Here is a 24,871-nt window from a genome sequence, read left to right on the forward strand (position 1 = left end):
GCAACACGACGGAGAGGAAACTCGGATGAACGACTTCCAGGCCATCGCGGACCGCGTCGAGATCGAGGCACTGCGCGGCGAGTTCACCGACGCGGTGATGATGCGTGACCGACCCCGCCTGGCGTCGCTGTTCACGCCGGACGGCGCCCTGCGCATGCCCGACATCCCCGCCGAGCAGGTCGGCCGCGAGGAGATCCGCGCCGGGGGCGAGCGGCTTCAGAAACTGTGGGACTTCTTCGTACAGACCACACACCCCGGCACGATCCTGCTCGACGGCGACACCGCGACCGGCCGCGCCTACATCCAGGAGCTCGTGCGCACCCTCGACGGGTATCAGGGCCTGAACTACGCCGTCTACCACGACCGCTACCAGCGCACCGCGGAGGGCTGGAAGTTCGCCGAGCGGGCGTACGAGGTCAGGTACCTCGACACCTCCCCGCTGGCGGGCACGGCGCCCCACGCGGCACAGGACTCCGGGACCGACCGGGCAGACGCCATGGCCACCCCGGCTCCGGCCCGGTCCTTCACCGACCCGGCATCGTCCGAGCAGCTGGAGCGGGTGGCCGCCGCGCTCCGTGCCCATGGCTTCGCCGCCGAGATCCTCGACGACGCCGCCGCTGCGCGCGCCCGCGTCAAGGAGCTGATCCCCGAGGGCGCCGGTGTGTTCACCGGGGCCAGCGAGACCCTCCGGCTGTCCGGCATCGACGAGGACATCAACGCCGGCGGCCGGTACGACGCCATCAGGCCGCGCGTTCTGGCCATCGACCGTGCCACCGGCGCCGACGAGATCCGAAAGCTGGTCGCCAGTCCCGACTTCGTCGTCAACAGCGTCGCGGCGGTCACCGAGACCGGCTCGCTCGTTCTCGCCTCGGGCAGCGGCAGCCAGTTCCCCGCCAACTCGGGCGGCGCCGCCCACGCGGTCTGGATCGTCGGCGCGCAGAAGGTGGTGCCCGACCTGAGCACCGCGCTGCGCCGCGTCGAGGAGCACGCCCTCCCGCTGGAGAACGCTCGCGCCCTGGCGGTGTACGGGGTGCCCAGCGCCGTCAACCGCCTGCTCATCGTCAACGCGGAACCCCGCCCAGGGCGCTGCACCGTGCTCCTTCTCCGCGAGGCCATCGGGTACTGACCAGGCCCAGGGGCCTGTCGGGTGGGAAGGCAGGCTGCCCAAGTGGTCCTTCCGACGGTCAATGAGGTACGCGCGCCGCACGAGCGGTACGCGCCGTCGTACGAGGCGTGGAGAAGTTCGGCGCGGACAAGGTCCACGCCTTCGGCCTGCTGCGTGCCCGGTTCGGCGCACCCGACCTGACCTCGGCCAGGGCGCGCTACGGGCACGCGCAGGCCTGAGGCCGCCGGCGTCGCTCAACTCGCACGGGAACGGCCCAGGGCTAGAGCAGTTGGAGCACCTGAGCGGCCAGGAACCCGAGCAGGCCGACGTGGAAGAGGACCAGACAGATCCACTGCGGCACGGACATGCGCCAGGACGCCGCCTTGAGGATCTCCCACTCGCTGACCGCGAAGGCGGCCAGCACCAGGGCGAGCACCTCCCAGACCACGTGCCACCAGCCCGAAGGGGTCGCCCCCGTGGTGGCGTCCATGGCGGCCGGGATGCGCGCGACGCGCCCCAGCACGACAAGGCCGATCAGCAGCTTGTGCCAGCCATGACGGACCGTCGGCGTGGCGGTCATCACCCGAGGGGCGGGTGCGGATCCTGTAGGCATTCGCACATTTGATCACCCTCCCGAGATGGAAGCCATCGTTCCGCTCGCCCGGCCCAGGTGACCGCCCCCTCCCCCGCTTCGCGGGATCCCTTTACGCGGGTGTCATGCCCCTGTAACTTCCGTCCGCAAGTCCTTTCAGGAAGTTGCCGGTTGCTCTTTCATGGCGACTCCCTCCATCCGCTGCCCGTACCGGGAGAGGCCATGAGGCGCGCACCGAGAACGTCCCGCAGACGCAGGCCACCACGTCCGCTCGCCGCCGCCATGGCGGCGGCCGGGCTGTTCGCACTGCTCGCGGGCCCGTCCGAATCCGACCCCGTCCCGCTGCGGACGACGGCCGCCACCTCGAACGCGGCGACCGTCTTCTACTACACGAAGACGAAGAACTGGTCCGCGACCTATCTGCACTACGCCCCCGACGGCGGCGCCTGGACCACCGTCCCCGGCGTACGCATGGAGGCCGCCTGCACCGACTGGGTGAAGCAGACCGTCGACCTCGGCTCGGCCGCGGGGCTCCAGGCCACCTTCAACAACGGCAGCGGCACCTGGGACAACAACGGCGGTGGCAACTACGCGCTGGGCACCGGCACCGTGACCGTCAAGGACGGAGTGATCGCCCACAGCGATCCGTGCGCCGGCACGGAGACGGGCAGCGGCAACGAGGCCACCGTCTACTACTCGACCGCCACCTCCGGATGGACCACCGCCAACATCCACTACGCGCCCACCGGCGGCTCCTGGACGACGGCCCCGGGCGTCGGCATGGAGGCCGCCTGCACGGGTTGGTGGAAGAAGACCCTGGACATCGGTACGGCGACATCGCTCAAGGCCGCGTTCAACAACGGCACCGGCGTCTGGGACAACAACAACAGCGCGGACTACACGATCCCGCTCGGCACCACGACCGTGAAGGACCGGACGGTCACCTCCGGCGCGACGAACCCCTGCGCGGCCGAAGTGCCCGACACGGAGCCACCGACCGCCCCGGCCCGGGTCACGGCCGGCGCCACCGACACGTCGGTGGTGGTGGGCTGGGACGCGGCCACCGACAACAAGGGGGTGACGAAGTATCAGGTCACGCGCACCGGAGGCACCTTGGGAACAGTGGTCACGGACGTCGGCTCGACGGTCCTCTCCGAAACGGGGCTCGAGGAGAGGACCACCTACACCTACACGGTGAAGGCGGTCGACGCGGCCGGGAACACCTCGCCCGCCTCCGACGCGGCGACCGCGACGACCGGTGAACGCGCGCCGGCCCCGGCGGCCGGCACCCCGCTGGGCACCGACCCGCGCAAGGACCCCATCTACTTCGTGCTCACCGCCCGCTTCTACGACGGCGACACCGCGAACGACCGCGGCGGCAGCCAGCACATCAAGTCCGGGAACGCGGCGGGCGCCGACCCGATGTTCCGTGGGGACTTCAAGGGGCTGGTCGAGAAACTCGACTACGTCAAGGCGCTCGGTTTCTCGGCGGTCTGGATCACGCCCGTGGTCCTCAACCGCTCGGACTACGACTACCACGGCTATCACGGCTACGACTTCTACAAGGTCGACCCGCGCCTGGAGTCCGCCGGCGCCTCCTACCAGGACCTGATCAACGCCGCCCACGCCAAGGGCATGAAGATCTACCAGGACGTCGTCTACAACCACAGCTCACGCTGGGGCGCCAAGGGCCTGTTCACGCCGACCGTGTACGGGGTCCGCGACTCCCAGTGGAGCTGGTACTACGACGAGAAGGCCGAGGGCTTCGAGTACGACGGCCTGACGGTGGAGCCCAAGTCGGGGAAGTCGTACTACAACGGCGACCTGTGGTCGACGGCCGAGCCGACCGGCAACACCTGTCTGAACTGGGGCAAGCCCACCGGAGGCAAGAGCGCCGAGGGCTACACCCTCTACAACTGCCAGTGGCCGAGCCCCACTTCGGGCATGTTCCCGAAGGCCTACTACCACCGGTGCTGGATCGGCAACTGGGAGGGCGAGGACTCCCGGTCCTGCTGGCTGCACGAGGACCTGGCCGACTTCGACACCGAGTCGACGCCCGTGCAGAACTACCTCATCGGCGCCTACGACAAGTACATCGACATGGGCGTCGACGGCTTCCGGATCGACACGGCCGTCCACATCCCGCGCGTCACCTGGAACCGCCGTTTCCTGCCCGCCATCCACGACCGGGTCGCCCGGAAGTTCGGCACGGAGGCGGCCGCGAACTTCTTCGTCTTCGGTGAGGTCGGCGCGTTCGTCAACGACAAGTGGAACCGCGGATCCGTGAACCACTCCGCACAGTTCTTCACCTGGAAGGAGCGCAAGGAGTACAGCGCGGACGACGAGACGGCGGCCATCGAACAGTTCACCTACGAGAACAACCTCGGCACCGGAAACCAGCCCACGTCGACCAACGCCTTCCTGAGCGGCAACAGCTATCACACGCCCGACCGCAGCCAGTTCTCCGGCATGAACATCATCGACATGCGGATGCACATGAACTTCGGTGACGCGCAGAACGCCTTCAGCAACGGCAAGGACTCCGACGACAGCGTCAACGACGCCACGTACAACGTGGTCTACGTGGACAGCCACGACTACGGGCCGAACAAGTCGAGCACGCGCTACGGCGGCGGCACCGACGCCTGGGCCGAGAACATGGCGCTCATGTGGACCTTCCGCGGCATCCCGACGCTGTACTACGGCTCGGAGATCGAGTTCCAGAAGGGCAAGCAGATCGACTGCGGGCCGAGCTGCCCGCTGGCGTCCACCGGGCGCGCCTACTTCGGCGACCACCTGGCCGGTACCGTCACCGCCTCGGACTTCGGCACGGTCGCGAGTGCGAGCGGCACGGTCGCCACCACCCTGGCCCAGCCACTGGTCAAGCACCTCCAGCGGCTGAACCAGATCCGCCGGGCGGTCCCGGCTCTTCAGACGGGCCAGTACTCGACCGACGGGATCAGCGGCGGGATGGCCTTCAAACGCCGCTGCACCAGCGGCGGCACGGACAGTTTCGCGCTGGTGACGGTCACCGGCGGGGCAAGCTTCACCGGCATCCCGAACGGCACGTACACGGACGCCGTCACGGGTGACGTGAAGAGCGTCTCGAACGGCACCCTGTCGGTGGCGGCCCCCGGCAAGGGCAACCTGCGGGTGTACGTACTGAACGGGCCCGGGAAGATCGGCACCGACGGGCCGTATCTGAAGTAGCACCGCTGCGGGACCAGGGCTGGTTCAGGGGGCGCCCGGCGTGTCGCCCAGCCAGTCGAAACGGCGGTCGTCGCCGGAGCGTCGTCCGTACAGGGCACGGCCGCCGGGCCCGTAGCGGCCTATCTCCGTGATCAGCGCCACCTCGCGCAGCTCGTGCCGGGTCCGGTCCGTGACGTCCAGCAGCAGCCCGTCCAACGGGCCGCCCACGAGTTGCGCGTATGTGCGGTCCGGGCGGGGTCCCGCGTCGTCGTGATCGGCGCCGTAGACCCGGCCCCGCAAGAACTCAACCTCGTCCATGACCAGCAGCTTGTCACCCACCACTGACAACGGCCCGTTGAGCAGTCTTCGGCCAAGGCCATGGCGGAAAACCGGCATCCGGGCGCGATCCCCGACCCGGCCGGGTATCCACCCCCTACGCATCGTTGTGTATGGGGTGGGGGGGGCCGGCCCTGATGGCACGCAGGCGGAAGCGGGCGCGGACCGGCGAGTCGGCGCGGGCCCGGCGTCGACGGACCGTGCGCGAACTGCGTGCGGCGGGCCGCTACGGACCAAGGCTGCGCGAGGTACTGCCCGCCCTGGCCGCCTCGGTCGTCGTCGTGGGCGCCGCGCTCGGAGGACTCGCGCTGGTCTACCGCGCGTTCGGCGGTCCGGCCTGCGCGCTGTTGCTCGCGCCGCTCGTGGTGGTCGCCGCCGTCCTGCGCCGTCGGTCCCGGCGGCCCGCCCGGCGGCGGGGCGGGTACTACACCGCCCAGGAGCTGGCGGAGCTGGACATGCCGGAGCTGGTGCTCGCCGTGGCCCGGATGCTCCGTCGGGACGGCTGGCGGGTGTTGCCGCCGCCTCGGCACGACACCCACCATCTCGCCGCCCGCGACGGCCGCGGACGGCTGCTCGACGTGGCGTTCCGCCCCGTTGCCGAGCCGCTGCCCGACGAGGAGTCGGCCTGTTCCTGCCGGGCGCGGCTGCGGGTACGGGGGCGGGCCGGGCCCCCGCTGCGGCTCGTCGTGCACCGGGGCACGTTCACCCACCGGGACGAGGTGTGGGCCTCGCGCGAGCCCCACACGTTCCTGATCGACGGTCCTCGTCTACAACTCTGGGCGCGTGGAACGCCGTTGGCCCAGCTCGCGGGCGGGATCGTCCCCTCTCCGCGGCGCGTGTGATCCCCGAGCGCCGCCCGGGTCTGGGGGACCCGGGCGGCGGTGTCGAGCGGTCTGCGGTCGGCGACCGGACCGGTCAGAGAGTGAACCGGTCAAGGCGTGAACTCAGGGAGTGGACCGGTCAGGGCGTGAGCTGCCAGCGCTGGATGTACCCCACGTCGATCGACGCGCGGTCCTGGACCCGCAGCTTCCAGGTGCCGGTGAGGGGCTGGGCCGACGCGTCGATGGTGAAGGTCTGGTCGACGTTGTCGGCGGAGCCGCCGGTGCGGTTGAGGAGCGAGTAGACGGTGCCGTTGGGGCCGACGAGGTCGACGGTCAGGTCACCGCGGTAGGTGTGGACGATGTTGACGTAGACCGAGGTGGTGGCCGAGGCGTTGCCGTCGCGGCCCTCGATGGTGATCGGGGACTCCACCGCGGCGCCGTTGTCGGGGATGTCGACGCGGGTGGCGGTGGCGTAGATGTACGCGATCCGCCAGGTGAAGGTGTCCGTGACGGACGCGCCCGTGCTGTCGGTGACCGTGACGGCGACGTCGCTGGTCCCGAGGGTGGTCGGCGTCCCGGAGATCAGGCCGCTCGCGCTGAGGGTCAGACCGTCGGGCAGGCCGGTGGCCTCATAGGTCAGGCCCGCACCGGAGTTGGTGGTGTACGCGTCCACCTGAAGGCTGACCGCCTGGCCGACGCCGCTGGTCTGGTCGGCGAGCGGGGCGACGTTGACGCCGAGGGCTATGCGGCTGCCGACGTTGATGGCGGCCCAGGCGTCGGCGACGGCGAGGTAGGTGGGGCTGTACGCGCCGAACAGGTCGGCCGACGCCTGGAGGGTGGCGGTGCGGGCGCCGGCGTAGTTGGTCGACGAGGTCATGTACGTCGTCAGCGCCCGATACCAGATGGCGGCGGCGTTCTCGATGCCGATGCCGGTGACGGCCTGGCCGTCGAAGGTCGGGCTGTCGTAGGCGACGCCGTTGACGGTCTTGGCCCCGCTGCCCTCGGAGAGCAGGTAGAAGAAGTGGTTGGCCGGACCCGATGAGTAGTGGACGTCGACACTGCCCAGGGTGGAGCTCCAGCTGTCGCGGGAGGCACCGTCCTTGGAGGGCTTGTCCATGTACCGCAGCGGGGTGCCGTTGCCGTTGATGTCGATCTTCTCGCCGACGAGGTAGTCGCCGGGGTCGGCGGCGAGGTTCGAGTGGAACTCGACGGCCGCGGCGAAGATGTCGGAGGTCGCCTCGTTGAGACCGCCGGACTCGCCCGAGTAGGTCAGGTTGGCGGTGGCGGCGGTGACGCCGTGGCTCATCTCGTGGGCGGCCACGTCGAGGGAGGTCAGCGGGTGCGTGTTGCCCGAGCCGTCGCCGTAGGTCATGCAGAAGCAGCTGTCCTGCCAGAAGGCGTTGACGTAGCTGCTGCCGTAGTGGGCCCGGCTGTAGGCGGCGACACCGTCGTTGCGGATGCCGTTGCGGCCGTACACGTCCTTGTAGTAGTCCCAGGTGGCGGCGGCGCCGAAGGCCACGTCGACGCCGGCGGTCTGCCGGTTGGACGGGGTGCCGTTGCCCCAGACATCGTTGTCGTCCGTGAAGAGGGTGCCGGTGCCGGAGGTGCCCTGGTTCAGGTCGTACGTCTTGTGCCCGGCGCGGTCGCCGTCGGTGAGCTGGTACGTCGATCCCGCCAGCGTGCTGCCGACGGGAACCGTGCCGACGTACTGGCCGGTGCCGGTGCCGGTGTGCACCTTCTCGGCGGCGAGGATCTGCTTGCCCGTGGTCGCGTCGGTGACCACCTGGAGTTCGCTGGGCGTGCCGTCCTGCTGGACGCCGTCGACGACCGTCTCCCAGGCCAGGACGGGCTTGCCGGCGCCGGCCCAGACGACGAGACGGGGCGCGCGCTCGGTCTCGGTGCCGGTGACGTCGGCACTCTTCGCGGCCGCGAGGGCCTTGCCGGTGGCGTTGGTCGCGGAGAGCTTCGGGCTGAGGGACGGCAGCGTGAGTGTCGCCCCGCTCGCCTTGGACACGGTGGTCCGGCCGCTCTTGAGGTGGACGACCAGGTCACCGCCGAGGACGGGCAGTCCGGCGTAGGTGCGCTCGTAGCGGGTGTGCGTGGTGCCGTCGGCGTCCTGGACGACGTCCCTGACGACGAGCTTCTCCTGCGCGCCGAGGGCGAGCCGCTGGGCCGTGGCGCCGGCCGTGGTCTGCGCGCTCTTGATCAGCGAGGCGCGGCGGGCCGGGGACAGGGCCGTCGCCGCCGCACCGGCGCGAGGCGTGGCGGTGATCTTGGCGGGGCCGGGGTCGGCGGGCGCCGCGCCGGCGGTACCGGCCGGGGCTCCCAGCGCGAGCAGGGTCCCGATGGTCGTCAGCGCGAGGGCGGTGGCGCGTCTGCGCCGGAGGATGGGGTGGTGTCGCCGGGGCAACGGGTTCTCCTTCTGTGCGACGGTCGGCCCGTGGTGGGGACCGAGGTGGGGCGGACCGACGGGATGAGGCCGGTCCGGAGCGCTGCACGGCAGGCGGGTGGAAGGAGGTGGGGGGTGGGTGGGATGCCCCGCATGATGCGGGTGTGAAGGAAGGGTGAACTTCGGCAGCAGCGTGGCACTGCGTGCACAGGTTTGTCATGGGAATGCCAAAACAACGGCTGGAAATGACCATGCCCTGCTGGGGATCCGCCCTGCTCGGCGCACGTTTTCAGCCGCGGGAGCGGCCCCCTTTCCCGAAAGGGTGAATACGGGACCCCCACGGCGTGTCGCGGCACGCCGGGCAGCACCCTGCGAGTTCAAGGGGCGACGGCAGTCGACGGCGGGAGACAGGGGGCACGGTGGAAGAGCAGCGGCGAGGACCGACTTCGTTACGGGAGCGCATGCGCTACCGGTTCGACAACACACTGGCCCGCAGCACCGGCAGGCTGGTCGGATGGCTGGCGGTGACCTGCCTGGGCATCGTCGTTCCGGCGAGTGCGCTCCTGGTGTGGACGGACCCCTCCTCGCCCCGTTCGCTGTCGGGCCGGCTGACCGCGGTGTGGCGGGTGAGCGCGGAGACCCTGCGGCTGGGCGCCGTGACCGGCGCCCCGCTGCGGATGCTGCTGTCCGTGCTGCTGGGCCTGATGGCCCTGCTGTACGTGTCGACCCTGATCGGCGTGATCACCACCGGCCTCACCGATCGCCTCACCGAACTGCGCCGAGGCCGCTCCACCGTGGTGGAGACGGGCCACTCGGTGGTGCTCGGCTGGTCGGAGCAGGTGTTCACGGTCGTCGGCGAGCTGGTCGCGGCACGCGCCGATCAGCGCTGGAGCGCGGTCGTGGTGCTCGCCGACCGGGACAAGACGGAGATGGAGGAGGCGCTGGCGGCGGTGCTCGGATCCACCGGCACCACACGGCTGATCTGCCGCAGCGGCTCCACGGCCGACCCCGACGCGCTCGGACTGGTCAGTCCGGGGTCGGCGCACGCGGTGCTGGTCCTGCCCGGCGCGGAGGCCGCCGGAGACCTCGAGACGGTACGGACGCTGCTGGCCCTGCGCGCCGTCCTCGGCGAGCACGCGGGCCCGCCCGTCGTCGCCTGCGTACGGGACGAGCGGTACCGGACCGCGGCCCGGCTGGCCGCGGGTCCGCGGGGCATCGTGCTGGAGTCCGACCGGACGGCGGCCGGGCTGATCGCGCACTCCGCGCTCCACCCGGGCCTGACGCCCGTGCTGCGGGAGCTCCTCGACTTCGCGGGCGACGAGTTCTACCTCACCGCCGCTCCCGAGCTCGCGGGACGTCGTTTCGGCGACGTCCTGCTCGACTGCGCGACGGCCGCCGTGGCCGGGCTGGTGCGGGCCGACGGCACTCCCCTGCTCAACCCGCCGCCGGAGACCGTCGTCGCGCCGGGGGACCGCCTCGTGGTCGTGGCACCGGACGCGGACACCGCGCGGTGGGAGGACTGCCGGGACCTCGTGGAGCCGTCGGCGCCGGCCGAACACGGCGCCGGCGCGGTCGAGCCGTCGCGTTTCCTCCTGCTGGGCTGGAACCGTCGGGCGCCGCACCTGGTCGACCAGCTGCGCCGCTGCGCGCGGCCGGGCTCGGTCCTGCACGTCGTCACCGACCCGGCGGAGCAGGCGCCACCGACGCGGCCGCTGCCGGAACCGCGCAGGGATCCCGCGCTCGCCGACGGGCTCGCCGTGACCTTCGGGACCGCCGATCCGACCGACCCCTCGTCCCTGCGCGGTCTCGACCCGGACTCCTACGACCGGATCATCGTGCTCGGGCCGGACACCGGGGACGACGCCGACCGGCCGGACCACCGCACGTTGGTCGTCCTGCTGATCCTGCGGTCGCTGGCGCAGGAGGCCGGGCACGCCGTGCCGGTGGTCGCGGAACTCGCCGACGAACGCAACCGGGCCCTGGCCCCGCTCGGACCGGGCTCCGAGGCGGTCGTCGGCGCACAGCTGACAGGACTGCTCATGGCGCAGGTCTCGCAGAACGGGCACCTGGCCGGCGTGTTCGAGGAGCTGTTCGCCGCCGACGGCAGCGCGCTGCGGCTGCGTCCGGCACATCACTATGTGCTTCCGGACCGCGCCGCGTCCTTCGCCACCGTCGTGGCTGCGGCGCGCGACCGGCGCGAGTGCGCGATCGGCTACCGCTGTCACGACCCCGCCGCCGCGCCCGCCGGCCCCGAGGTCCGGCTCAATCCCGCCAAGGCCGGCAGACGGGTCTGGAGCCACACGGACGAGATCATCGTGATCGTGAGGGACGGCGCGGCCGAGGGCGGCGCCGGTGGGGCGGAAGGGAACCATGTGGCGCGGGCGGACGTCTCCTAGCGCGTCCGCCCCGGTCGTCGCCGCGCATCACGGCTCTGGGCCGTTCGAGTGGTCGCCTTCCGCTCGCCGTCGTAGCGTCGGTAGAGAACTTTCATCCGGGCGCGGGCACAGACGGCTCCCGGTTCCGTCGGGCGGGAGCGGACATGCGACACACGACGAGAACAGCGGTCATGCTCTGTGCGGCGCTGGGCCTCACGGCGGCCGTCGGCTCGGCCTCGGCCGTGCCGACCGCGTCGCCGCCCACCGCGCGCGCGGCCGCGGTGCGCCAGGCCACGGCGCCCGTCCTGGTCGACTGCCTCTGGCACGCCAAGGTGCGGCCCGGCGACTTCATCCTCGCGTGCGGCGACGGCAACAGCCGTCTGGTCTCGCTGCACTGGGACAGCTGGGGCTCGAAGTCGGCGCGGGCCACCGGGGTCAACGTCGTCAACGACTGCGATCCGTACTGCGCGGCGGGCGCCTTCCACCCGTACGCCGTCGTCGTGAAGCTGGACCGGCCGCAGCCGTGGAAGAAGCACCCGCAGGTGCAGCACTGGAGCCGGATGACCCTCACCTACCTCGGGGACCGGCCGGAGCAGTTCGGGCGAGTGGTCACCTACCCCCTCTGGAACTGAGCCTGCTGCGGGACCCTGTGTCCCGCCGTCTCGCGCCGACTCCCGGGTGTCCTTCCCACCTGCCATGATCGAGGCATGACACGGATACGGCCACGGTGGCGGCTCGGCGCCCCGGTTCTGCTCGCCCTGCTCGTCCTCACCGCCGGATGCGCCGATCCGTCGAGCGACCCCCGGGCGGCCGGCCCGGCGACTGCCTCGACCTCCGCCTCGGCACAGGCGAAGGGATTCTGCCCGCCCCCCGAGGACACCCGGGCGTCGCCCTCTCCGTGCATCAGCTACGGCTGGGACCAGCGGGTCGCCGAGAACCACGCCTACCGTCAGGCCCAGCCCATCACCGCCGAGCAACGGCAGCAGGCCCAGCCCCGGGCGACGGCACTGGCCACGGCACTCCAGGAACTCGCGCCGAAGGGGACCACCCTGGACGGACTGCGGACGGCCGCCGCCGAGGCGCTCGGCCTGGAGGCGGCGCAGATCGAGGTGCAGGGCAACTTCCTGGTTCCCCTGCACGACATGCTCGTAGGGGGCGGCGAGGGCCGGGTGTGCGTCAACGGGACCGTCGACAGCAGCGGTCACGCGACGGCGGAGGTCGTCGGGCGCACGGTCGAGGGGACGTGTCTGCCCGGGCTGGGCGGGCACTGACGTACGGCGGCCCGGGACCCGTCAGTCCATCAGGCCGGCCGCGACCGTGGCGCCCAGTTCCCAGCAGGCCGCCACGTCCGCCTTGTCGGGTTCCCCGGTGACGGTGACCGGCTCGGCCGCGCGCCGCCAGCCCAGGCCGGTGGTGATGGTCTCGATGCCGCGCACCGCGCCGGTGACGTCGTTGCCGCCGTGCACGTAGTAGCCGAAGGGCCGACCGCGGGTGGTGTCGAGGCAGGGGTAGTACACCTGGTCGAAGAAGTGCTTGAGCGCGCCGGACATATAGCCGAGGTTGGCCGGCGTGCCCAGCAGGTAGGCGTCGGCGGCCAGGACGTCGGAGGCGGTCGCGGCGAGGGCGGCCCGGCGTTCGACGCGGACTCCCTCGATCTCCGGCGCCGTCGCGCCCGAGACGACCGCTTCGAAGAGCGCCTGGCAGTTGGGCGAGGGGGTGTGATGGACGATCAGCAAAGTGGCCACGGCACGGAACCCTGCCCGTCCCCCGGCCCGGCCGCAAGCGAGGCCGCGGCCCGGACCGGGTCCGGGGCCCGCACCTGTCACGCGTCGGCACTCACGTCGGCCCTCACCCTGGACCGGGCACCGGCGTGACGGTCTCGGTCGTGCCGTCCGGGAATCGGACCTCGAGGGTGCCGTCGGAGACGAGGACCGCGCCCGCTCCGGTCCGTACGTCCGCCGCGACGAGCGGATCGGCGGTGAGGACCACCAACGTCGCCAGCAGTTGTGCGCCGCCCGGGTGCGGTGCGGTGAGGACGGGGACGGCCGAGTGGTCGCCGTAGGCGTTGTGGCCACGGGCCCGGGTCACCTCGGCGGTGGCGTCGTCCCAGCCGAACAGGGCGACGAGGGCCGAGGTGAGGCCGTCGGTGCGGCGGGCCACCGCCCAGGCCTCACCCGTCCGGGCGAGGGGCGGGGCGTCGTCGCAGGCCACCGCCCAGCCGCCGGCCCGGACGGGCGTGCCGGCGGGGGCCTCGACGCGGTGCACGCGGATCTCCCACGGCCCGCGCACCACGCTCGCGGTGGTGATGCGCAGGTGCTCGTCGCCGTCCGGGCCGAGCGGGGTGTGCCAGGACGCCGCGCGCCGGCCCTCCGCGTACAGCGGGTGGATGCGGCCGCGACGGGACGGGCCCGTGGGGGCCAGCAGGGCGATGCGGTTGTCGGGGCCGGGTGGTTCGCCGGGGGGCGGGGTCTCGGGGGCCGTCGCGGTGGAGTAGGCGAAGCCCGTGTAGTGCGGGCTGTCGTCGGACGCGGCGGGCGGCGGCGGGAGCCGGTCGGTGCCGTGGTTGACCAGGCGGACGATCCCGTCGGCGGCCGTGGAGTGCAGCAGCCACCCCGGCGCGGGCAGGGCCAGCTGCCGGTCGGCGGTGTCGACGGGGCCCGCTTCCTCGGGTGCCGTCCACACCGGGTGGTCGGCGGGCAACAGCAGACCGAGGAAGGCCTTGCTCGCCCAGTACGGGGAGGCCGGGCCCGAGTACGGCTGGGTGACAGGCAGGTAGGGCCCGTACCAGCCGAGGCTCAACAAGCCTCGCTCGTCGGGCACTTGGTGGTCGGCAAAGTGCTTCAGGGCGCCCGAGGCGAGGCGGCGGGTGCGCCCGGGTGGCAGCGGGGTGGCGTCGGCGAGGGCGCCCGCCCAGAGCGGGGCGGCGGTGGCGTAGCGGTAGATGAGGGAGCGGCCCTGGTGGACGGGGGCCCCGTCGGAGCCGAAGAAGTACTGGTGGCTGTCGAGGAACTCGCGAAGGCGGGCGCGGTGTGTGGCGACACGGGCGGGGTCCGCGCGGTGGCCGGCGACGCGGGCCCAGAGGACGGGGTAGAGGTGCAGGGCCCAGGCGTTGTAGTAGTCGAACTTGCGGCCCTCGCCGTCGGTGTACCAGCCGTCGCCCCGGTACCAGTCGTCGAGGCGGTCCAGTCCCCCGTCGATCTCGGCGCGGGCGTACGGCCCGCCGACGGAGGCGAGGAACTCCTCGGTGATGACCTGGAACAGCCGCCAGTTGGAGTCGTTGGCGGTGGCGCCGACGAAGCCGCCCAGCCAGGCGACCGCCATCTCCCTTGTGCTGTCGGGCAGTCGGTCCCAGATCCAGGGGCGGGTCTCGTGCAGGGCGATGGCGATGGAGGCGGCCTCGACCATGGGCTGGCTCCGGTCGGTGATGGGCGGCCAGTGCTCCGGATGGCGGGGGTCGACTCCGGCGGCGAGACCGGTGGCATAGCGCTCGATCAGCGTGGGGCCGACGTCTCCGCCCGAGCCCGCGATCCGGAAGGCGGCCAGGAGGAACGAGCGGGCGTACCCCTCCAGTCCGTCCGACCAGGCACCGGAGTGGCCGGTGCGGCCGGGCAGCCGGTACTGGGCGAGGCCGGGGCCGGCGTACGGGTGGAGCGCGGCGAGCAGCCGGTCGGCGGTGGCCTCCCAGTGGGCCCGGGTGTAGCCGGTGTACGGGGACAGAGCGGGGTCGGGGGGCGGCAGGTGGCCGGCGTCGGCCGACAGGTGCGGCGCGGTCATACGGGACGGTTCCTTAAGTCGGTCGGTGGGCGCGCCCGGGTGGGGGCGCGGCGACGCTGTCGCGTACGACGATGTGGGTGCCGAGCAGATGGTGGGTGGCGGCGGCCTGTTCGGGGTCGCGCAGGGCGATGCGCACGGCGGCGCGGCCGAGTTCCTCGGCGGGTGTGCGCACGGTGGTGAGGGGCGGGTGGAAGTCCTCGGCGAGCGGGATGTCGTTGTAGCCGACGACGGAGATGTCGTCGGGGACCCGCAGCCCGGCCTCGGCGATGGCGCGCAGGGCGCCGGCCGCGACCATGTCGTCCCCGGCGAAGACGGCCGTGAACTCCGGGCGCTCCTCGAGGAGTTCGGTCATCGCGCGGAGCCCGGCGGCCCGCCCCAGGCCGCAGTCGACGACATGGGCGGCCTCCGGCGGGAGCCCGTGCCCGGCGAGGGCGGCGCGGTAGCCGCGTACCCGGGCGTCCAGGGCGGTGTTGCCCGGCAGTCCGCCGAGGAAGACGATCCTGCGGTGGCCGGCCGAGAGCAGGTGTCCGGTGATGGCGCGGGCCCCGGCCTCGTTGTCGAACTCGACGACGAGCGCGGGGATGTCGGGGTCGGGGGCGGGCCGTCCGCACAGCACCAGGCGGGCCCCGGCGGAGGCGAGGGCCTGCGCGTAGTGCGCGACGCGCTCACGGTAGGCGTCGTCCTCGACGACCCCGCCGACCAGGATGACCAGCCGGGCGCCCTCCTCCCGCATGAGCTGGACGAACTCCAGCTCGCGCTGCGGGTCCCCGCCGGTGGTCCCGACCAGGCAGAGCCAGCCGTGGGTGGCGGCCTCCGCCTCGACGCCCTCGGCGACCTGGGCGTAGAACGGGCTGGTGACCTGGCGCAGGACGACGGCGACCGTCTTGCGGCCGCCGCCGACGAGGGCACGGGCGTGGGCGTTGGCGACGTAGTCGAGGGCGCGGGCGGCGCGCAGCACCCGGGTGCGGGTGGCCTGCGGCACCGGGTAGTTGCCGCTGAGCACGCGTGAGACCGTGGCCACGGACACCCCCGCGCGTTCGGCCACCTCGCGGATGGTCACCCGTCCCTGTGCCGTCATGTCGTACCCCGTTTCCCTCGCCCGTGTCCGTTCCGCCGCTGCCGCCGACTCAGGTGTTGGCGTCGTACTCCTCGGCGTACTCCCCGGCCATTCTGTCGCCGCCTCGCGAGCGCCATTTCCGCACCGCCTCGTCGTACTCCGACATCGGGGCACGGCCGGCGACGACGGCGGTGACCGTGTCGTCCATCAGGGCCTTGAGCGTGGCGCCCTGGGAGGTGTCGGTCGGGGACTTCAGACCGAAGGAGGCGTTGCGGATCGCGACCGGTACGACCGTCCGCTGCCAGGTGTGCAGGGCGCGCACGGCATCGGGCAGGCCCGGCAGGAACAGCACCTGAGGGCCCTCGGCCAGGTAGCGGAACGGCAGGTTGGAGACGTTCTCCACCTCGCCGAGCCGGGTCGCCCGCGGGGAGCCGTCCTTGCCCCGGGTGAAGTGGACGCCCTCCAGGCCGTAGTGGACGAGTTCCCATTCCTTCGTGCCGAACGGCGCGGCCAGGTGGTCGAGGAGGCGCAGCAGCATCTGGACGCGTTCCTTCCCGGCCTTCTTCAGGATCGTGTAGCCGAAGGAGCGGCGGGCGGCGACGATGCCGCCCGGGGTGCCGTCGACGCTGTACGGCAGGGCCGGCGCCGGGGTCAGCAGCCCCTCGGCGTCGGGGTAGCGGGTCTGGTAGGCGCCGAAGCCGTCCTGGAGGGCGGCGACGGTGCCGTTGAGGAAGAGGGTGCCGAGGTCCACCTGGGACATCGAGGTGGCGTCGGGGTGGTAGGACCCGTTCTTGCGCAGCTGGGCCTGGAAGGCGACGGCGGCCTTGTAGCGGTCGTCGCCGTAGTGGGGGTGGAAGGTGCCGTTCTTGTCGACGGCCCAGGCGTTCGGGGCGTGGTGGGCGGCGGCGTGCACGGCGTTGCCGAAGAGGGAGCCGACGGAGGCGCCGAGCCCGTACCGCTTGCCGTGGGTGGCCTTGCGGGCGACGGCGGCGAAGTCCGTGGAGGTCCAGCCGCCTCTCATGCCGGCCTTGGTGAACAGGCCCTGGTTGAGCCAGAGGGTCGAGCCGGGCAGCGGGCGTTCGAGGGGGATGCCGTAGAGCCGCCCGCCGATGCGGCCCATGTCGCGCCAGGCGTGGGTGGGGATGCCGGCCAGGTTGGGGTAGTCCCGGACCGCCGCGCCGGAGAGGTACGGCGTCAGGTCCTCGGCCCTGCGCTGTACGAACTGGGCCTCGCGCGGCAGGGTGACATTGGTGAAGACGTTGATGATGTCGGGCAGCGAGTCGGGGTCGCCGGCCATGACGGTGGCCATCTTCTTCTGGTAGTCGGCCTGCGGGACCACCGTGAACTCGATCTTCACGCCGAGGGCCTTCTCGACGGCCCGCCAGTACTGGTTCTGGTCCGCCGCCTTGGGCGGGGTGCCGAAGGTGACGGTCAGGACCTTCACGGTGGAGCCGTCGCCGGGGGTACGGGCGACCGAGGTGACGAGGGAGGAGGGGTAGGACGTGAAGCCCGCCTGGACGCCCGCCTCGGTGGGCGCGAGGTCGGGCCGGGGGCCGGCGGGAGCCGCGTAGGCGGGCCAGGGGGCGAGTTCCTTGCCCGCGTTGGAGACGCCCTTGTCGTCCGAACCCGTGGTGGAGCAGGCGGTGAGCAGACCGGGGACGGCGACGGCGGCGCCACCCGCGGCCACGGATCGCAGCAGCGTGCGTCGGGACATGCCGGACATGACGAATGACCTTTCTGCGTGGCGAGGTGCGGGATCAGCTCTTGACGGCGCCGGTGAGCACGCCCTTGGTGAAGTACTTCTGGAGGAAGGGATAAACGAGCAGGATCGGCACGGTGGCGATCACCAGCACGGCCATCTGGATCGTCTGCGGTGCGTTGACCGTGGCCTCGCCGGTGGTGGTGTCGGTGAGGCCGGAGCCGGCCACGACGTAGGTGCGCAGCACCTGCTGCACCGGCCAGTGGTCGCTCTCGAGGTAGAGCGAGGCGTAGAACCAGGAGTTCCAGTACGCCACCGCGTAGAACAGTCCGACCACGGCGAGCGCCGCCTTCGACAGCGGCAGCACGATGGACCACAGGGCTCGCCAGTCCCCGGCGCCGTCGAGGCGGGCGGCCTCGTACAGCTCCTCGGGGATGCCCTGGAAGAAGCCGCGGAGCACGACCAGGTTGAAGACGTTGACCAGCACGGGGAGGACCAGGGAGCCGTAACTGCCCAGCAGGTCGAGCTCCTTGACCAGCAGGAAGCCCGGGATCATGCCCGGCGGGAAGAGGAAGGTGAAGAGGATCAGCAGCAGGACCGGGCGGCCGCCGAACACACCGGGTCGGGAGAGGGCGTAGGCGAGGGTGACCGTGCAGAAGAGGCTCAGCGCGGTGCCGACGAGGGTGACGCCGGCGCTGACGGCGAGGGCGTGGGTGACGATGCCGCCGTCGAGGATGTCCCGGTACGCCTCCAGGGTGGGGTGTTCGGGCCACAGCACCCAGCCGCCGTTGGCCACGACCTCGCGCGGGGCGGCGAGCGAGGTCGACACGATGACGAGGAAGGGCACGCAGACCAGGAGGACGACCGCGGCGAGGGCGACGGCCTTCGCGGCCTGGGTGGCGAGCCGCGGCTTCTCCATCCAGCCGGGTCGGACGTGGGCGCTCACCGGTAGACCCCCTGTTCGCCGAGACGATGGGCGACCCGGTTGGCCGCGTACACGAGCAGGGCGCCGACCAGGCCCTTGAACAGGCCCGCGGCGGCGGCGAATCCGTAGTCGCCGCCGACGATGCCCCGGTAGTAGACGAACGTGTCGATGACCTCGGCGGTCTGCGGGCCGACGGCGTCGCGCTGGAGCAGCATCTGCTCGAAGCCGACGGAGAGGATGTCGCCGAGCCGCATGATGAGCAGCAGCACGATCACCGGCCGGATCGCCGGCAGGGTGATGTGCCAGAAGCGCCGCCAGGGCCCGGCGCCGTCGATCGCGGCGGCCTCGTACTGCTGCTCGTCGACCTGGGAGAGCGCGGCCAGGAAGATGATCGTGCCCCAGCCGGCGTCCTTCCAGATCACCTGTGCGACGACGAGCGGGCGGAAGGCGTCGGGATTGCCGACGATGTCGACGGTGTGCAGGCCCGCGTCGCCGAGATAGCCGTTCACCATGCCCGTGTCGCCCAGGACCTGCTGGAAGAGGGCGACGACGATCACCCATGAGACGAAGTGCGGCAGATAGGCCACGGACTGCACGAAGCGGCGGACCGTGCTCCAGGTGAGGGTGTGCAGGAGCAGCGCGAGGCCGAGCGGGACGGGGAAGTAGAAGACGAGTTGGAGGACCGCGATCCAGAGGGTGTTGAGGACCGCGTCCCAGAACTCGGCGTCCTCGAACATCCGCCGGAAGTTGCCGAGGCCGACCCATGGGCTGCCCCAGATCCCGTCGAACGGGACGTACTCCTTGAAGGCGATGACATTGCCGGCGAGCGCGCCGTAGTGGAACACGAGGAAGTAGGCGAGCCCCGGCAGCATGAGCAGGAACAGCGTCCGGCTGCGCGTTCCCTGAAAACGTTTTCGCTCGTTCCGGCGTCGAAACGAGCGACGGGACGCGTTGCTCTCTTCCGTTTTACTGGGGTTCTCACGCAGCAACGTCGCCACGGAGTCTCCTCCCCTCAGGGGTCGAGTGAGGTGAAGTTAAAACGTTTTCAGAACCGGGGTCAACACTTCTGACACAGCCCGGGCGTACCCCGGCGTATGAGAACCCGTGGCATGGCACGCTGACATGACGGGTACTCAGGGACTGGTACTCAGGGACATGACACACGGAGACACGGCACGCAGGGAGACAAAGGTGCTCACTCGGAGTTCGGTGATGGTGTGCGCGGCCGCGGCGCTGGCGCTGGCCGGCTGCTCTTCCGGGGACGACGGGAAGGCGGCGGAGCCGACGGACGAGACCGTCGTCACGGCGACCGTCTCGGACGCCCCGCCGTCGCCCGCCTCGCCCTCCCTCTCTCCCTCCTCGCCCTCCTCCGACGCCTCCGCCTCTCCCTCCGTGTCGGTTCCGGCGTCGGCGAGCCCGTCGCCGGTGCCCGTCACCGGGCCGGACCAGAAGCTGGTGACGATGACCGTCAGCGGCGGCTTCGCCGGGGTGAACCGGGAGGTGGTCCTCCGGGGCGACGGCACGGTCCGGACCACCGACAGCGGCGAGTCCGCGGTGCGTCGCACCACCGCGGCACAGTTCACGACGCTGCGGACGCTGCTCGGAGATCCGGCGCTCGCCGATGTCCCCGCCTTCGCGATCGACATGGGGTCGGCGGACAAGTTCCAGTACACGCTTCAGTTCGACGGCCGTACGGTCATGACGGACCGCTCCACCGACGCACCCGCGCTCGACCGTCTCATCGGCGCCCTGGAGAAGTGGCTGCCCACGAACTGATCTCGAGCCGGCCGACGCCCCGGCGTATGTGACAGATGCGTTCCGAACTCTTGACGGCCGTCTTATGACTGCGTAGACATGACAGCGCAGACATGACTGCGCAGTCAGGCGCACGACGTCTGGCATCATCGTGCGCACGTGCGGCCACCGGGAGACACCATGACGCGAGGAACAGGGCGGGGCGGGAACTCCGCGGCGCCACGCAGCGTGGACGTGGCCCGCCTGGCCGGCGTCTCGCAGAAGACGGTTTCCCGGGTCTTCAACGACGAGCAGTACGTCTCCGCCGATGTGCGCCGACGCGTCCTCGAAGCCGCCGAACAGCTCGGCTACCGGCGCAACAACGCCGCCCGGGCACTGGCCTCCGGGAGGACCCGCTCCATCGGCGTGGTGACGCTGGGCACCGCCCTGTACGGGCCCGCCTCGCTGCTCATGGGAGTCGAGCGGGCCCTCCGGGACACGGGATACGCGCTCCGGGTGGTCAACACGATGGAGGGGGACCCGGCCGGCATCACCGGTGCCGTGGACTCGCTCCTCGATCAGGGGGTCGACGGCATCGTCATCTCCGAGCCGATCGACGAACAGGGAGCCGACGGTGAGGTCTCCCTCCGCGTCGACGTGCCGGTCCTCGTCCTCGGCGCGCCGTCCCCCGTCGTCGCGCCCACGGTACTGACCGCGGGCGACGGAGCCGACCTGATGGCCCGCGTCGCCACCGAACACCTCCTGGACCTCGGGCACACGACGGTCCATCACCTGGCCGGACCGCGGCGCTGGTACGCCGCCCGGGACCGGCTGGAGGGCTGGCGGACCACGCTGGCCGCCCACGGCAGGGACGTGCCGCCGGTCGTCGAGGGCGACTGGTCGGCCGCGTCCGGATACGCCGCCGGACGAAAGCTGGCCGCGGACACCGCCGTCACCGCCGTGTTCGCCGCCAACGACGACATGGCGATCGGTCTGATCCGCGCGCTGACGGAGGCGGGACGGCGGGTGCCCCAGGACGTCAGCGTCGTCGGCTTCGACGACGTTCCGGTCGCCGCCTATGTGACTCCTCCGCTGACCACGGTGCCGCAGCCCTTCGACGCCGTGGCGCAGGAGGGACTCAAGCGCCTGGTGCACACCATCGAGAACCCGGAAGCGGATCCGCTGCCGGCGAGCGACCCACCGGTCGACCTCGTCGTCCGGTCCTCGACCGCGCCCCCGCCGAACCGGACGACCCCGGCTCGCGGACGGCGCACCGCCGCCGCCTCGCGCGCGGCCGCGCCCACTGCGCCACCGGCGAACGGAGGCCACTCGACACCGCACTGAACAGCACGATCCGACCCGGCCGACCACCCTCATGGCCGCGCGCGTGACCCGAAGCCGAGCCGCTGTACCGTCCGCGCCCTTCGCCACCGGCCCGTTGTCGGAGCCGCACCGGGCCGCCGCTGATCGCGGCGGACCCTGAGCCAGGTCTCCGACCTTCGCAGCCTCCCTCTCCCCCTCCTCAGCCTCGACCGCATCGGTGTGTCCGCCCCGGTCGTCGCGCCCACGCCTTCCTCCACCACGCCTGCGCACGCCCTCGCCAGGCGTGCCGTGACCATCGCCTCCGGCGGGAGTTCACCATGCCCCAGAACACGTCCACATTCATGTCCGGCCCCTCCCCGATGAGCCGCCGGCTGTTCCTCACCACGACGGGCGCCCTGTCGCTCGGCGCCGCCCTCACCGCCTGCGGCGGGAACGACTCCGGCGGTTCCGCCGGCTCCGGCAAGCCGGTCGGGCAGGCCGACATCGACAAGGCGATGAAGACGCCGACCGAGCTGACGTTCTGGACCTGGGTCCCGAACATGGACAAGGAGGTCGCGCTCTTCGAGAAGCGGTACCCGGCCATCAAGGTCAAGGTGGTCAACGCCGGCCAGGGCACCCCGCAGTACACCAAGCTGCGGACGGCCCTGAAGGCAGGCAGCGGCGCCCCGGACATGGTGCAGATCGAGTACCAGGCCATTCCGACCTTCACCATCACCGACAGCCTGCTGGACCTGCGGCCGTACGGCGCCGCCGCGCTCAAGTCCACCTTCGTGGACTGGACCTGGTCCCAGGTCAGCGGCAACGACGGCGAGATATGGGCGATCCCCCAGGACACCGGGCCGATGGGCATGCTGTACCGGCAGGACATCTTCGACCAGCACGGCATCGAAGTGCCGGGAACCTGGGACGAGTTCGCCGCCGCGGCCCGCAAGCTGCACAAGGCCGACCCCGACGTCTACCTCACGAACCTCGCGGCCAACCAGGTCGCCGCCTGGCACGGCCTGTTGTGGCAGGCGGGCGCCAAACCGTACGTGACGTCCGGCAAGGGCGACATCACCATCAGCGTCGACGACAGCGTCTCCCAGAAGCTGGGCGCGTACTGGGGCGGCCTCGCGAAGGAGGGGGTCATCGGCGTCGAACCCGACTTCACCGACTCCTGGTACGCGGCGCTCAACAAGGGCAAGTACGCCACCTGGATCACCGCCGCCTGGGGTCCGGTCTTCCTCTCCGGCTCCGCGAAGGCCACCGCGGGCAAGTGGCGGGCGGCCCCGCTGCCGCAGTGGGACGCGGCCAAGCCCAGCTCGGGCAACTGGGGCGGCTCGACGACCGCCGTCATCCGCTCCACCAAGAACCCCGTCGCGGCGGCGGTGTTCGCGCAGTTCCTCAACACCGACCCGGCCAGCGCGAGGATGTTCGCCACCGAGCAGTTCTTCTTCCCGGCGACCAAGTCCCTGCTGACGGACGCGGAGTTCGTCTCGGACGCCCCGTCCTTCTACGGCGGTCAGAAGGTCAACCAGGTCTTCGCCGACATCGGCTCCACGGTCAACTCCTCCTTCCAGTGGCCCCCGTTCCTCGACCAGGCGGCGACCGACTGGACGGAGACCGTCGGCAAGTCCCTCGCCGACAGGACCGACACCGTCCGCGCGCTCGGCACCTGGCAGTCACGGCTGACCTCGTACGCCAAGAACCAGGGCTTCACCGTCAAGGGGAGTTGAGATGCGCCGTCAAAGGGCGGCCGGACCGCTGTTCGTCGCACCGTTCATGGTGCTGTTCCTGCTGCTCTTCCTCGCCCCGCTCGGCTACGCCGCCTACCTCAGCCTGTTCCAGGAACGCCTCATCGGCGGCACGGCGTTCGTCGGGCTCGACAACTACGCCCAGGCCCTGAGCGATCCGCAGTTCCTGCACGGCATCGGGCGCGTCGCGCTGTTCTTCGTGTTCCAGGTCCCCGTGATGCTGCTGCTGGCGCTGGTGTTCGCCCTGGCCCTCGACAGCGGGCTGCTCCGGCTCGCCCGTGTCATCCGGCTGGGCATCTTCGTCCCGTACGCCGTCCCGAGCGTGGTCGCCGCGCTCATGTGGGGCTATCTGTACGGGCCGGACTTCGGCCCCTTCGCTCAGCTCAGCCGCGAACTCAGCCTGCCCGTCCCGGACTTCCTCAGCGAAGGGTGGATGCTCGGCAGCCTGGCGAACATCGTGACGTGGGAGTTCGTCGGCTACAACATGATCATCCTGTACGCCGCCCTGCGCACCGTCCCCGAGGAGCTGTACGAGGCGGCCGCGGTCGACGGGGCCGGCGCCTGGCGGACCGCCTGGTCGATCAAGCTGCCGGCGCTGCGCCCGGCGCTGATGCTCACCCTGCTGTTCTCGGTGATCGGCAGCTTCCAGCTCTTCAACGAGCCGAAGCTGCTGATGAACATCGCCCCGGACGTGATCAGCAGCTCCTACACCGCCAACCTCTACGCCTACACGCTCGCCTTCACCGGCCAGCAGGTCAACTACGCGGCCACGGTGTCCTTCCTGCTCGGCCTCGTCATCGTGATCGCCTCCTACGCCGTCCTGCTCACCGCGAACCGCAGGAGGACCTCGTGACGACCACGACCCCCACGGCCACGATCGCCGAGCCGACGCGGCCGGCCCCCGCCACTCCCCCGGGACGCCGTCGGCGCGGGCCCCGGCGCAGCACCCCGCTGACGATCGCCATGCTGGCCGCCCTGGCCTACTTCCTCCTCCCCCTCTGCTGGCTGCTGATCGCCTCGACCAAGAGCACCCAGGACCTGTTCAACAGCTTCGGCCTCTGGTTCTCGCACACCCCACAGCTGCTGACGAACGTCAGGGAGACCTTCACCCAGGACGACGGGGTCTTCGTGCGCTGGCTGCTCAACACGGTGCTGTACGCGGGTGTCAGCGCGGTCGGGGCCGCCCTGCTCGCGGCCGCCGGCGGGTACGGCTTCGCGAAGTTCCGCTTCCGTGGCGACCGGACCGCCTTCAACCTGGTGCTCGGCGCCGTCATGGTCCCGACCACCGCGCTGGCGATCCCGACCTATCTGCTCTTCGCCAAGGCGGGCCTGGTCAACACGCCTTGGGCGGTCGTCCTGCCCTCCCTGGTCAATCCCTTCGGCCTCTACCTCATGCGTGTCTACGCGCAGGACGCCGTCCCGGACAGCGTCCTGGAGGCCGCCCGCATCGACGGGGCCGGCGAGGCCCGGATCTTCTTCCGGATCGCCCTGCGGCTGCTGGGTCCCGGCCTGGTGACGGTGCTGCTGTTCACCCTGGTGGCGACCTGGAACAACTACTTCCTGCCGCTGATCATGCTCAACGACCCGGATCTGTACCCGATCACGGTCGGCCTCTCCTCCTGGGCCGCGCAGGCGCAGAACGGCGGGGCCGGCGCCAGCAGCGACATGCTCGCGCTGGTCGTGACCGGATCCCTGATCTCGATCGTCCCGCTCGTCGTGGCCTTCCTGCTGCTCCAGCGGTACTGGCAGAGCGGCCTGGCCGCCGGCGGCGTCAAGCAGTAACCCCTTCCCCGTGTTTCCCCTGCTCCCCCTTGCTTGC

20 protein-coding genes are annotated in these 24,871 nt (G+C 71.5%); 11 read left to right on the forward strand and 9 right to left on the reverse strand.

The window, feature by feature from the left end:
* Positions 1 to 25: 25 nt before the first annotated feature.
* Positions 26 to 1,126 carry an LUD domain-containing protein gene (locus G9272_RS03285; protein WP_171395109.1) on the forward strand — a complete coding sequence of 367 codons (1,101 nt, stop codon included), beginning with the start codon at positions 26 to 28 and terminating at the stop codon, positions 1,124 to 1,126.
* Positions 1,127 to 1,385: 259 nt separating this feature from the next.
* On the opposite strand, the gene G9272_RS03295 is transcribed toward G9272_RS03285, so the two are convergent.
* A complete protein-coding gene (locus tag G9272_RS03295) occupies positions 1,386 to 1,685 on the reverse strand; it encodes a hypothetical protein (protein ID WP_171395110.1) in 300 nt (99 codons plus the stop codon).
* A 234-nt stretch (positions 1,686 to 1,919) separates the two neighbouring features.
* Between G9272_RS03295 and G9272_RS03300 the strand changes: the two genes are divergently transcribed.
* Complete coding sequence (locus G9272_RS03300; protein ID WP_171395111.1) at positions 1,920 to 4,907, forward strand: carbohydrate binding domain-containing protein; 2,988 nt, start codon at positions 1,920 to 1,922, stop codon at positions 4,905 to 4,907.
* 24 nt (positions 4,908 to 4,931) lie between these two features.
* Here the strand turns inward: G9272_RS03300 and G9272_RS03305 are convergent, their stop codons facing one another.
* Entirely contained in the window at positions 4,932 to 5,204 is a 273-nt protein-coding gene (locus G9272_RS03305) for a hypothetical protein (RefSeq protein ID WP_171395112.1), read from the reverse strand.
* 155 nt (positions 5,205 to 5,359) lie between these two features.
* Between G9272_RS03305 and G9272_RS03310 the strand changes: the two genes are divergently transcribed.
* Positions 5,360 to 6,064, forward strand: a complete 705-nt coding sequence (locus G9272_RS03310; RefSeq protein WP_253267691.1) for a hypothetical protein — start codon at positions 5,360 to 5,362, stop codon at positions 6,062 to 6,064.
* Positions 6,065 to 6,182: 118 nt separating this feature from the next.
* On the opposite strand, the gene G9272_RS03315 is transcribed toward G9272_RS03310, so the two are convergent.
* The gene (locus tag G9272_RS03315) at positions 6,183 to 8,453 is read right to left on the reverse strand and encodes a M4 family metallopeptidase (protein ID WP_171395113.1); all 2,271 of its coding nucleotides are present in this window, start codon (positions 8,451 to 8,453) and stop codon (positions 6,183 to 6,185) included.
* A 440-nt stretch (positions 8,454 to 8,893) separates the two neighbouring features.
* Between G9272_RS03315 and G9272_RS03320 the strand changes: the two genes are divergently transcribed.
* From G9272_RS03320 to G9272_RS03330, 3 genes are all read left to right on the forward strand, one after another.
* Positions 8,894 to 10,828: a CASTOR/POLLUX-related putative ion channel gene (locus tag G9272_RS03320; protein ID WP_171395114.1), complete on the forward strand. Its 1,935-nt coding sequence runs from the start codon at positions 8,894 to 8,896 to the stop codon at positions 10,826 to 10,828.
* A 143-nt stretch (positions 10,829 to 10,971) separates the two neighbouring features.
* A complete protein-coding gene (locus G9272_RS03325) occupies positions 10,972 to 11,439 on the forward strand; it encodes a hypothetical protein (RefSeq protein WP_171395115.1) in 468 nt (155 codons plus the stop codon).
* 75 nt (positions 11,440 to 11,514) lie between these two features.
* On the forward strand, positions 11,515 to 12,078 hold the full coding sequence (locus G9272_RS03330; RefSeq protein WP_171395116.1) for a precorrin-3B C(17)-methyltransferase: 564 nt from the start codon (positions 11,515 to 11,517) through the stop codon (positions 12,076 to 12,078).
* Positions 12,079 to 12,099: 21 nt separating this feature from the next.
* Here the strand turns inward: G9272_RS03330 and G9272_RS03335 are convergent, their stop codons facing one another.
* The 6 genes from G9272_RS03335 to G9272_RS03360 form a co-directional block, all read right to left on the reverse strand.
* Positions 12,100 to 12,552, reverse strand: a complete 453-nt coding sequence (locus tag G9272_RS03335; protein WP_171395117.1) for a flavodoxin family protein — start codon at positions 12,550 to 12,552, stop codon at positions 12,100 to 12,102.
* A gap of 103 nt (positions 12,553 to 12,655) precedes the next feature.
* A complete protein-coding gene (locus G9272_RS03340) occupies positions 12,656 to 14,581 on the reverse strand; it encodes a DUF2264 domain-containing protein (RefSeq protein ID WP_171395118.1) in 1,926 nt (641 codons plus the stop codon).
* 13 nt (positions 14,582 to 14,594) lie between these two features.
* Positions 14,595 to 15,659 (reverse strand): LacI family DNA-binding transcriptional regulator, encoded by a 1,065-nt coding sequence (locus G9272_RS03345; protein ID WP_171395119.1) that lies wholly within the window; start codon positions 15,657 to 15,659, stop codon positions 14,595 to 14,597.
* 49 nt (positions 15,660 to 15,708) lie between these two features.
* On the reverse strand, positions 15,709 to 17,361 hold the full coding sequence (locus G9272_RS03350) for an extracellular solute-binding protein (protein WP_171395120.1): 1,653 nt from the start codon (positions 17,359 to 17,361) through the stop codon (positions 15,709 to 15,711).
* Positions 17,362 to 17,395: 34 nt separating this feature from the next.
* Entirely contained in the window at positions 17,396 to 18,283 is an 888-nt protein-coding gene (locus G9272_RS03355; protein WP_171395121.1) for a carbohydrate ABC transporter permease, read from the reverse strand.
* Positions 18,280 to 19,134 carry an ABC transporter permease gene (locus G9272_RS03360; RefSeq protein WP_171395122.1) on the reverse strand — a complete coding sequence of 285 codons (855 nt, stop codon included), beginning with the start codon at positions 19,132 to 19,134 and terminating at the stop codon, positions 18,280 to 18,282. The genes G9272_RS03355 and G9272_RS03360 overlap by 4 nt, the downstream gene beginning before the upstream one ends.
* A gap of 319 nt (positions 19,135 to 19,453) precedes the next feature.
* On the opposite strand from G9272_RS03360, the gene G9272_RS03365 reads away from it, so the two are divergent.
* From G9272_RS03365 to G9272_RS03385, 5 genes are all read left to right on the forward strand, one after another.
* Positions 19,454 to 20,038, forward strand: a complete 585-nt coding sequence (locus G9272_RS03365) for a hypothetical protein (protein ID WP_253267692.1) — start codon at positions 19,454 to 19,456, stop codon at positions 20,036 to 20,038.
* A 159-nt stretch (positions 20,039 to 20,197) separates the two neighbouring features.
* The gene (locus G9272_RS03370) at positions 20,198 to 21,340 is read left to right on the forward strand and encodes a LacI family DNA-binding transcriptional regulator (protein WP_171395123.1); all 1,143 of its coding nucleotides are present in this window, start codon (positions 20,198 to 20,200) and stop codon (positions 21,338 to 21,340) included.
* Between the two features lie 296 nt (positions 21,341 to 21,636).
* On the forward strand, positions 21,637 to 23,034 hold the full coding sequence (locus G9272_RS03375) for an ABC transporter substrate-binding protein (RefSeq protein WP_171395124.1): 1,398 nt from the start codon (positions 21,637 to 21,639) through the stop codon (positions 23,032 to 23,034).
* 1 nt (position 23,035) lies between these two features.
* On the forward strand, positions 23,036 to 23,905 hold the full coding sequence (locus tag G9272_RS03380) for a carbohydrate ABC transporter permease (RefSeq protein ID WP_171395125.1): 870 nt from the start codon (positions 23,036 to 23,038) through the stop codon (positions 23,903 to 23,905).
* Entirely contained in the window at positions 23,902 to 24,834 is a 933-nt protein-coding gene (locus tag G9272_RS03385) for a carbohydrate ABC transporter permease (protein WP_171395126.1), read from the forward strand. The genes G9272_RS03380 and G9272_RS03385 overlap by 4 nt, the downstream gene beginning before the upstream one ends.
* The last annotated feature ends 37 nt before the right edge of the window (positions 24,835 to 24,871 follow it).

Source organism: Streptomyces asoensis, assembly GCF_013085465.1.
Lineage (GTDB): Bacteria > Actinomycetota > Actinomycetes > Streptomycetales > Streptomycetaceae > Streptomyces > Streptomyces cacaoi_A.

Excerpts from the sequence above, each read along its gene's own strand:
- G9272_RS03320 (WP_171395114.1), top strand. The coding sequence starts at position 8,894 with ATGCGCTACCGGTTCGACAACACACTGGCCCGCAGCACCGGCAGGCTG.
- G9272_RS03325 (WP_171395115.1), top strand. The coding sequence starts at position 10,972 with ATGCGACACACGACGAGAACAGCGGTCATGCTCTGTGCGGCGCTGGGC.
- G9272_RS03380 (WP_171395125.1), top strand. The coding sequence starts at position 23,036 with ATGCGCCGTCAAAGGGCGGCCGGACCGCTGTTCGTCGCACCGTTCATG.
- G9272_RS03350 (WP_171395120.1), bottom strand. The coding sequence starts at position 17,361 with ATGTCCGGCATGTCCCGACGCACGCTGCTGCGATCCGTGGCCGCGGGT.
- G9272_RS03330 (WP_171395116.1), top strand. The coding sequence starts at position 11,515 with ATGACACGGATACGGCCACGGTGGCGGCTCGGCGCCCCGGTTCTGCTC.
- G9272_RS03345 (WP_171395119.1), bottom strand. The coding sequence starts at position 15,659 with ATGACGGCACAGGGACGGGTGACCATCCGCGAGGTGGCCGAACGCGCG.
- G9272_RS03360 (WP_171395122.1), bottom strand. The coding sequence starts at position 19,134 with ATGCTGCCGGGGCTCGCCTACTTCCTCGTGTTCCACTACGGCGCGCTC.
- G9272_RS03370 (WP_171395123.1), top strand. The coding sequence starts at position 20,198 with ATGACGCGAGGAACAGGGCGGGGCGGGAACTCCGCGGCGCCACGCAGC.
- G9272_RS03300 (WP_171395111.1), top strand. The coding sequence starts at position 1,920 with ATGAGGCGCGCACCGAGAACGTCCCGCAGACGCAGGCCACCACGTCCG.
- G9272_RS03295 (WP_171395110.1), bottom strand. The coding sequence starts at position 1,685 with ATGACCGCCACGCCGACGGTCCGTCATGGCTGGCACAAGCTGCTGATC.
- G9272_RS03310 (WP_253267691.1), top strand. The coding sequence starts at position 5,360 with ATGGCACGCAGGCGGAAGCGGGCGCGGACCGGCGAGTCGGCGCGGGCC.
- G9272_RS03340 (WP_171395118.1), bottom strand. The coding sequence starts at position 14,581 with ATGACCGCGCCGCACCTGTCGGCCGACGCCGGCCACCTGCCGCCCCCC.
- G9272_RS03305 (WP_171395112.1), bottom strand. The coding sequence starts at position 5,204 with ATGGACGAGGTTGAGTTCTTGCGGGGCCGGGTCTACGGCGCCGATCAC.
- G9272_RS03375 (WP_171395124.1), top strand. The coding sequence starts at position 21,637 with ATGCCCCAGAACACGTCCACATTCATGTCCGGCCCCTCCCCGATGAGC.
- G9272_RS03285 (WP_171395109.1), top strand. The coding sequence starts at position 26 with ATGAACGACTTCCAGGCCATCGCGGACCGCGTCGAGATCGAGGCACTG.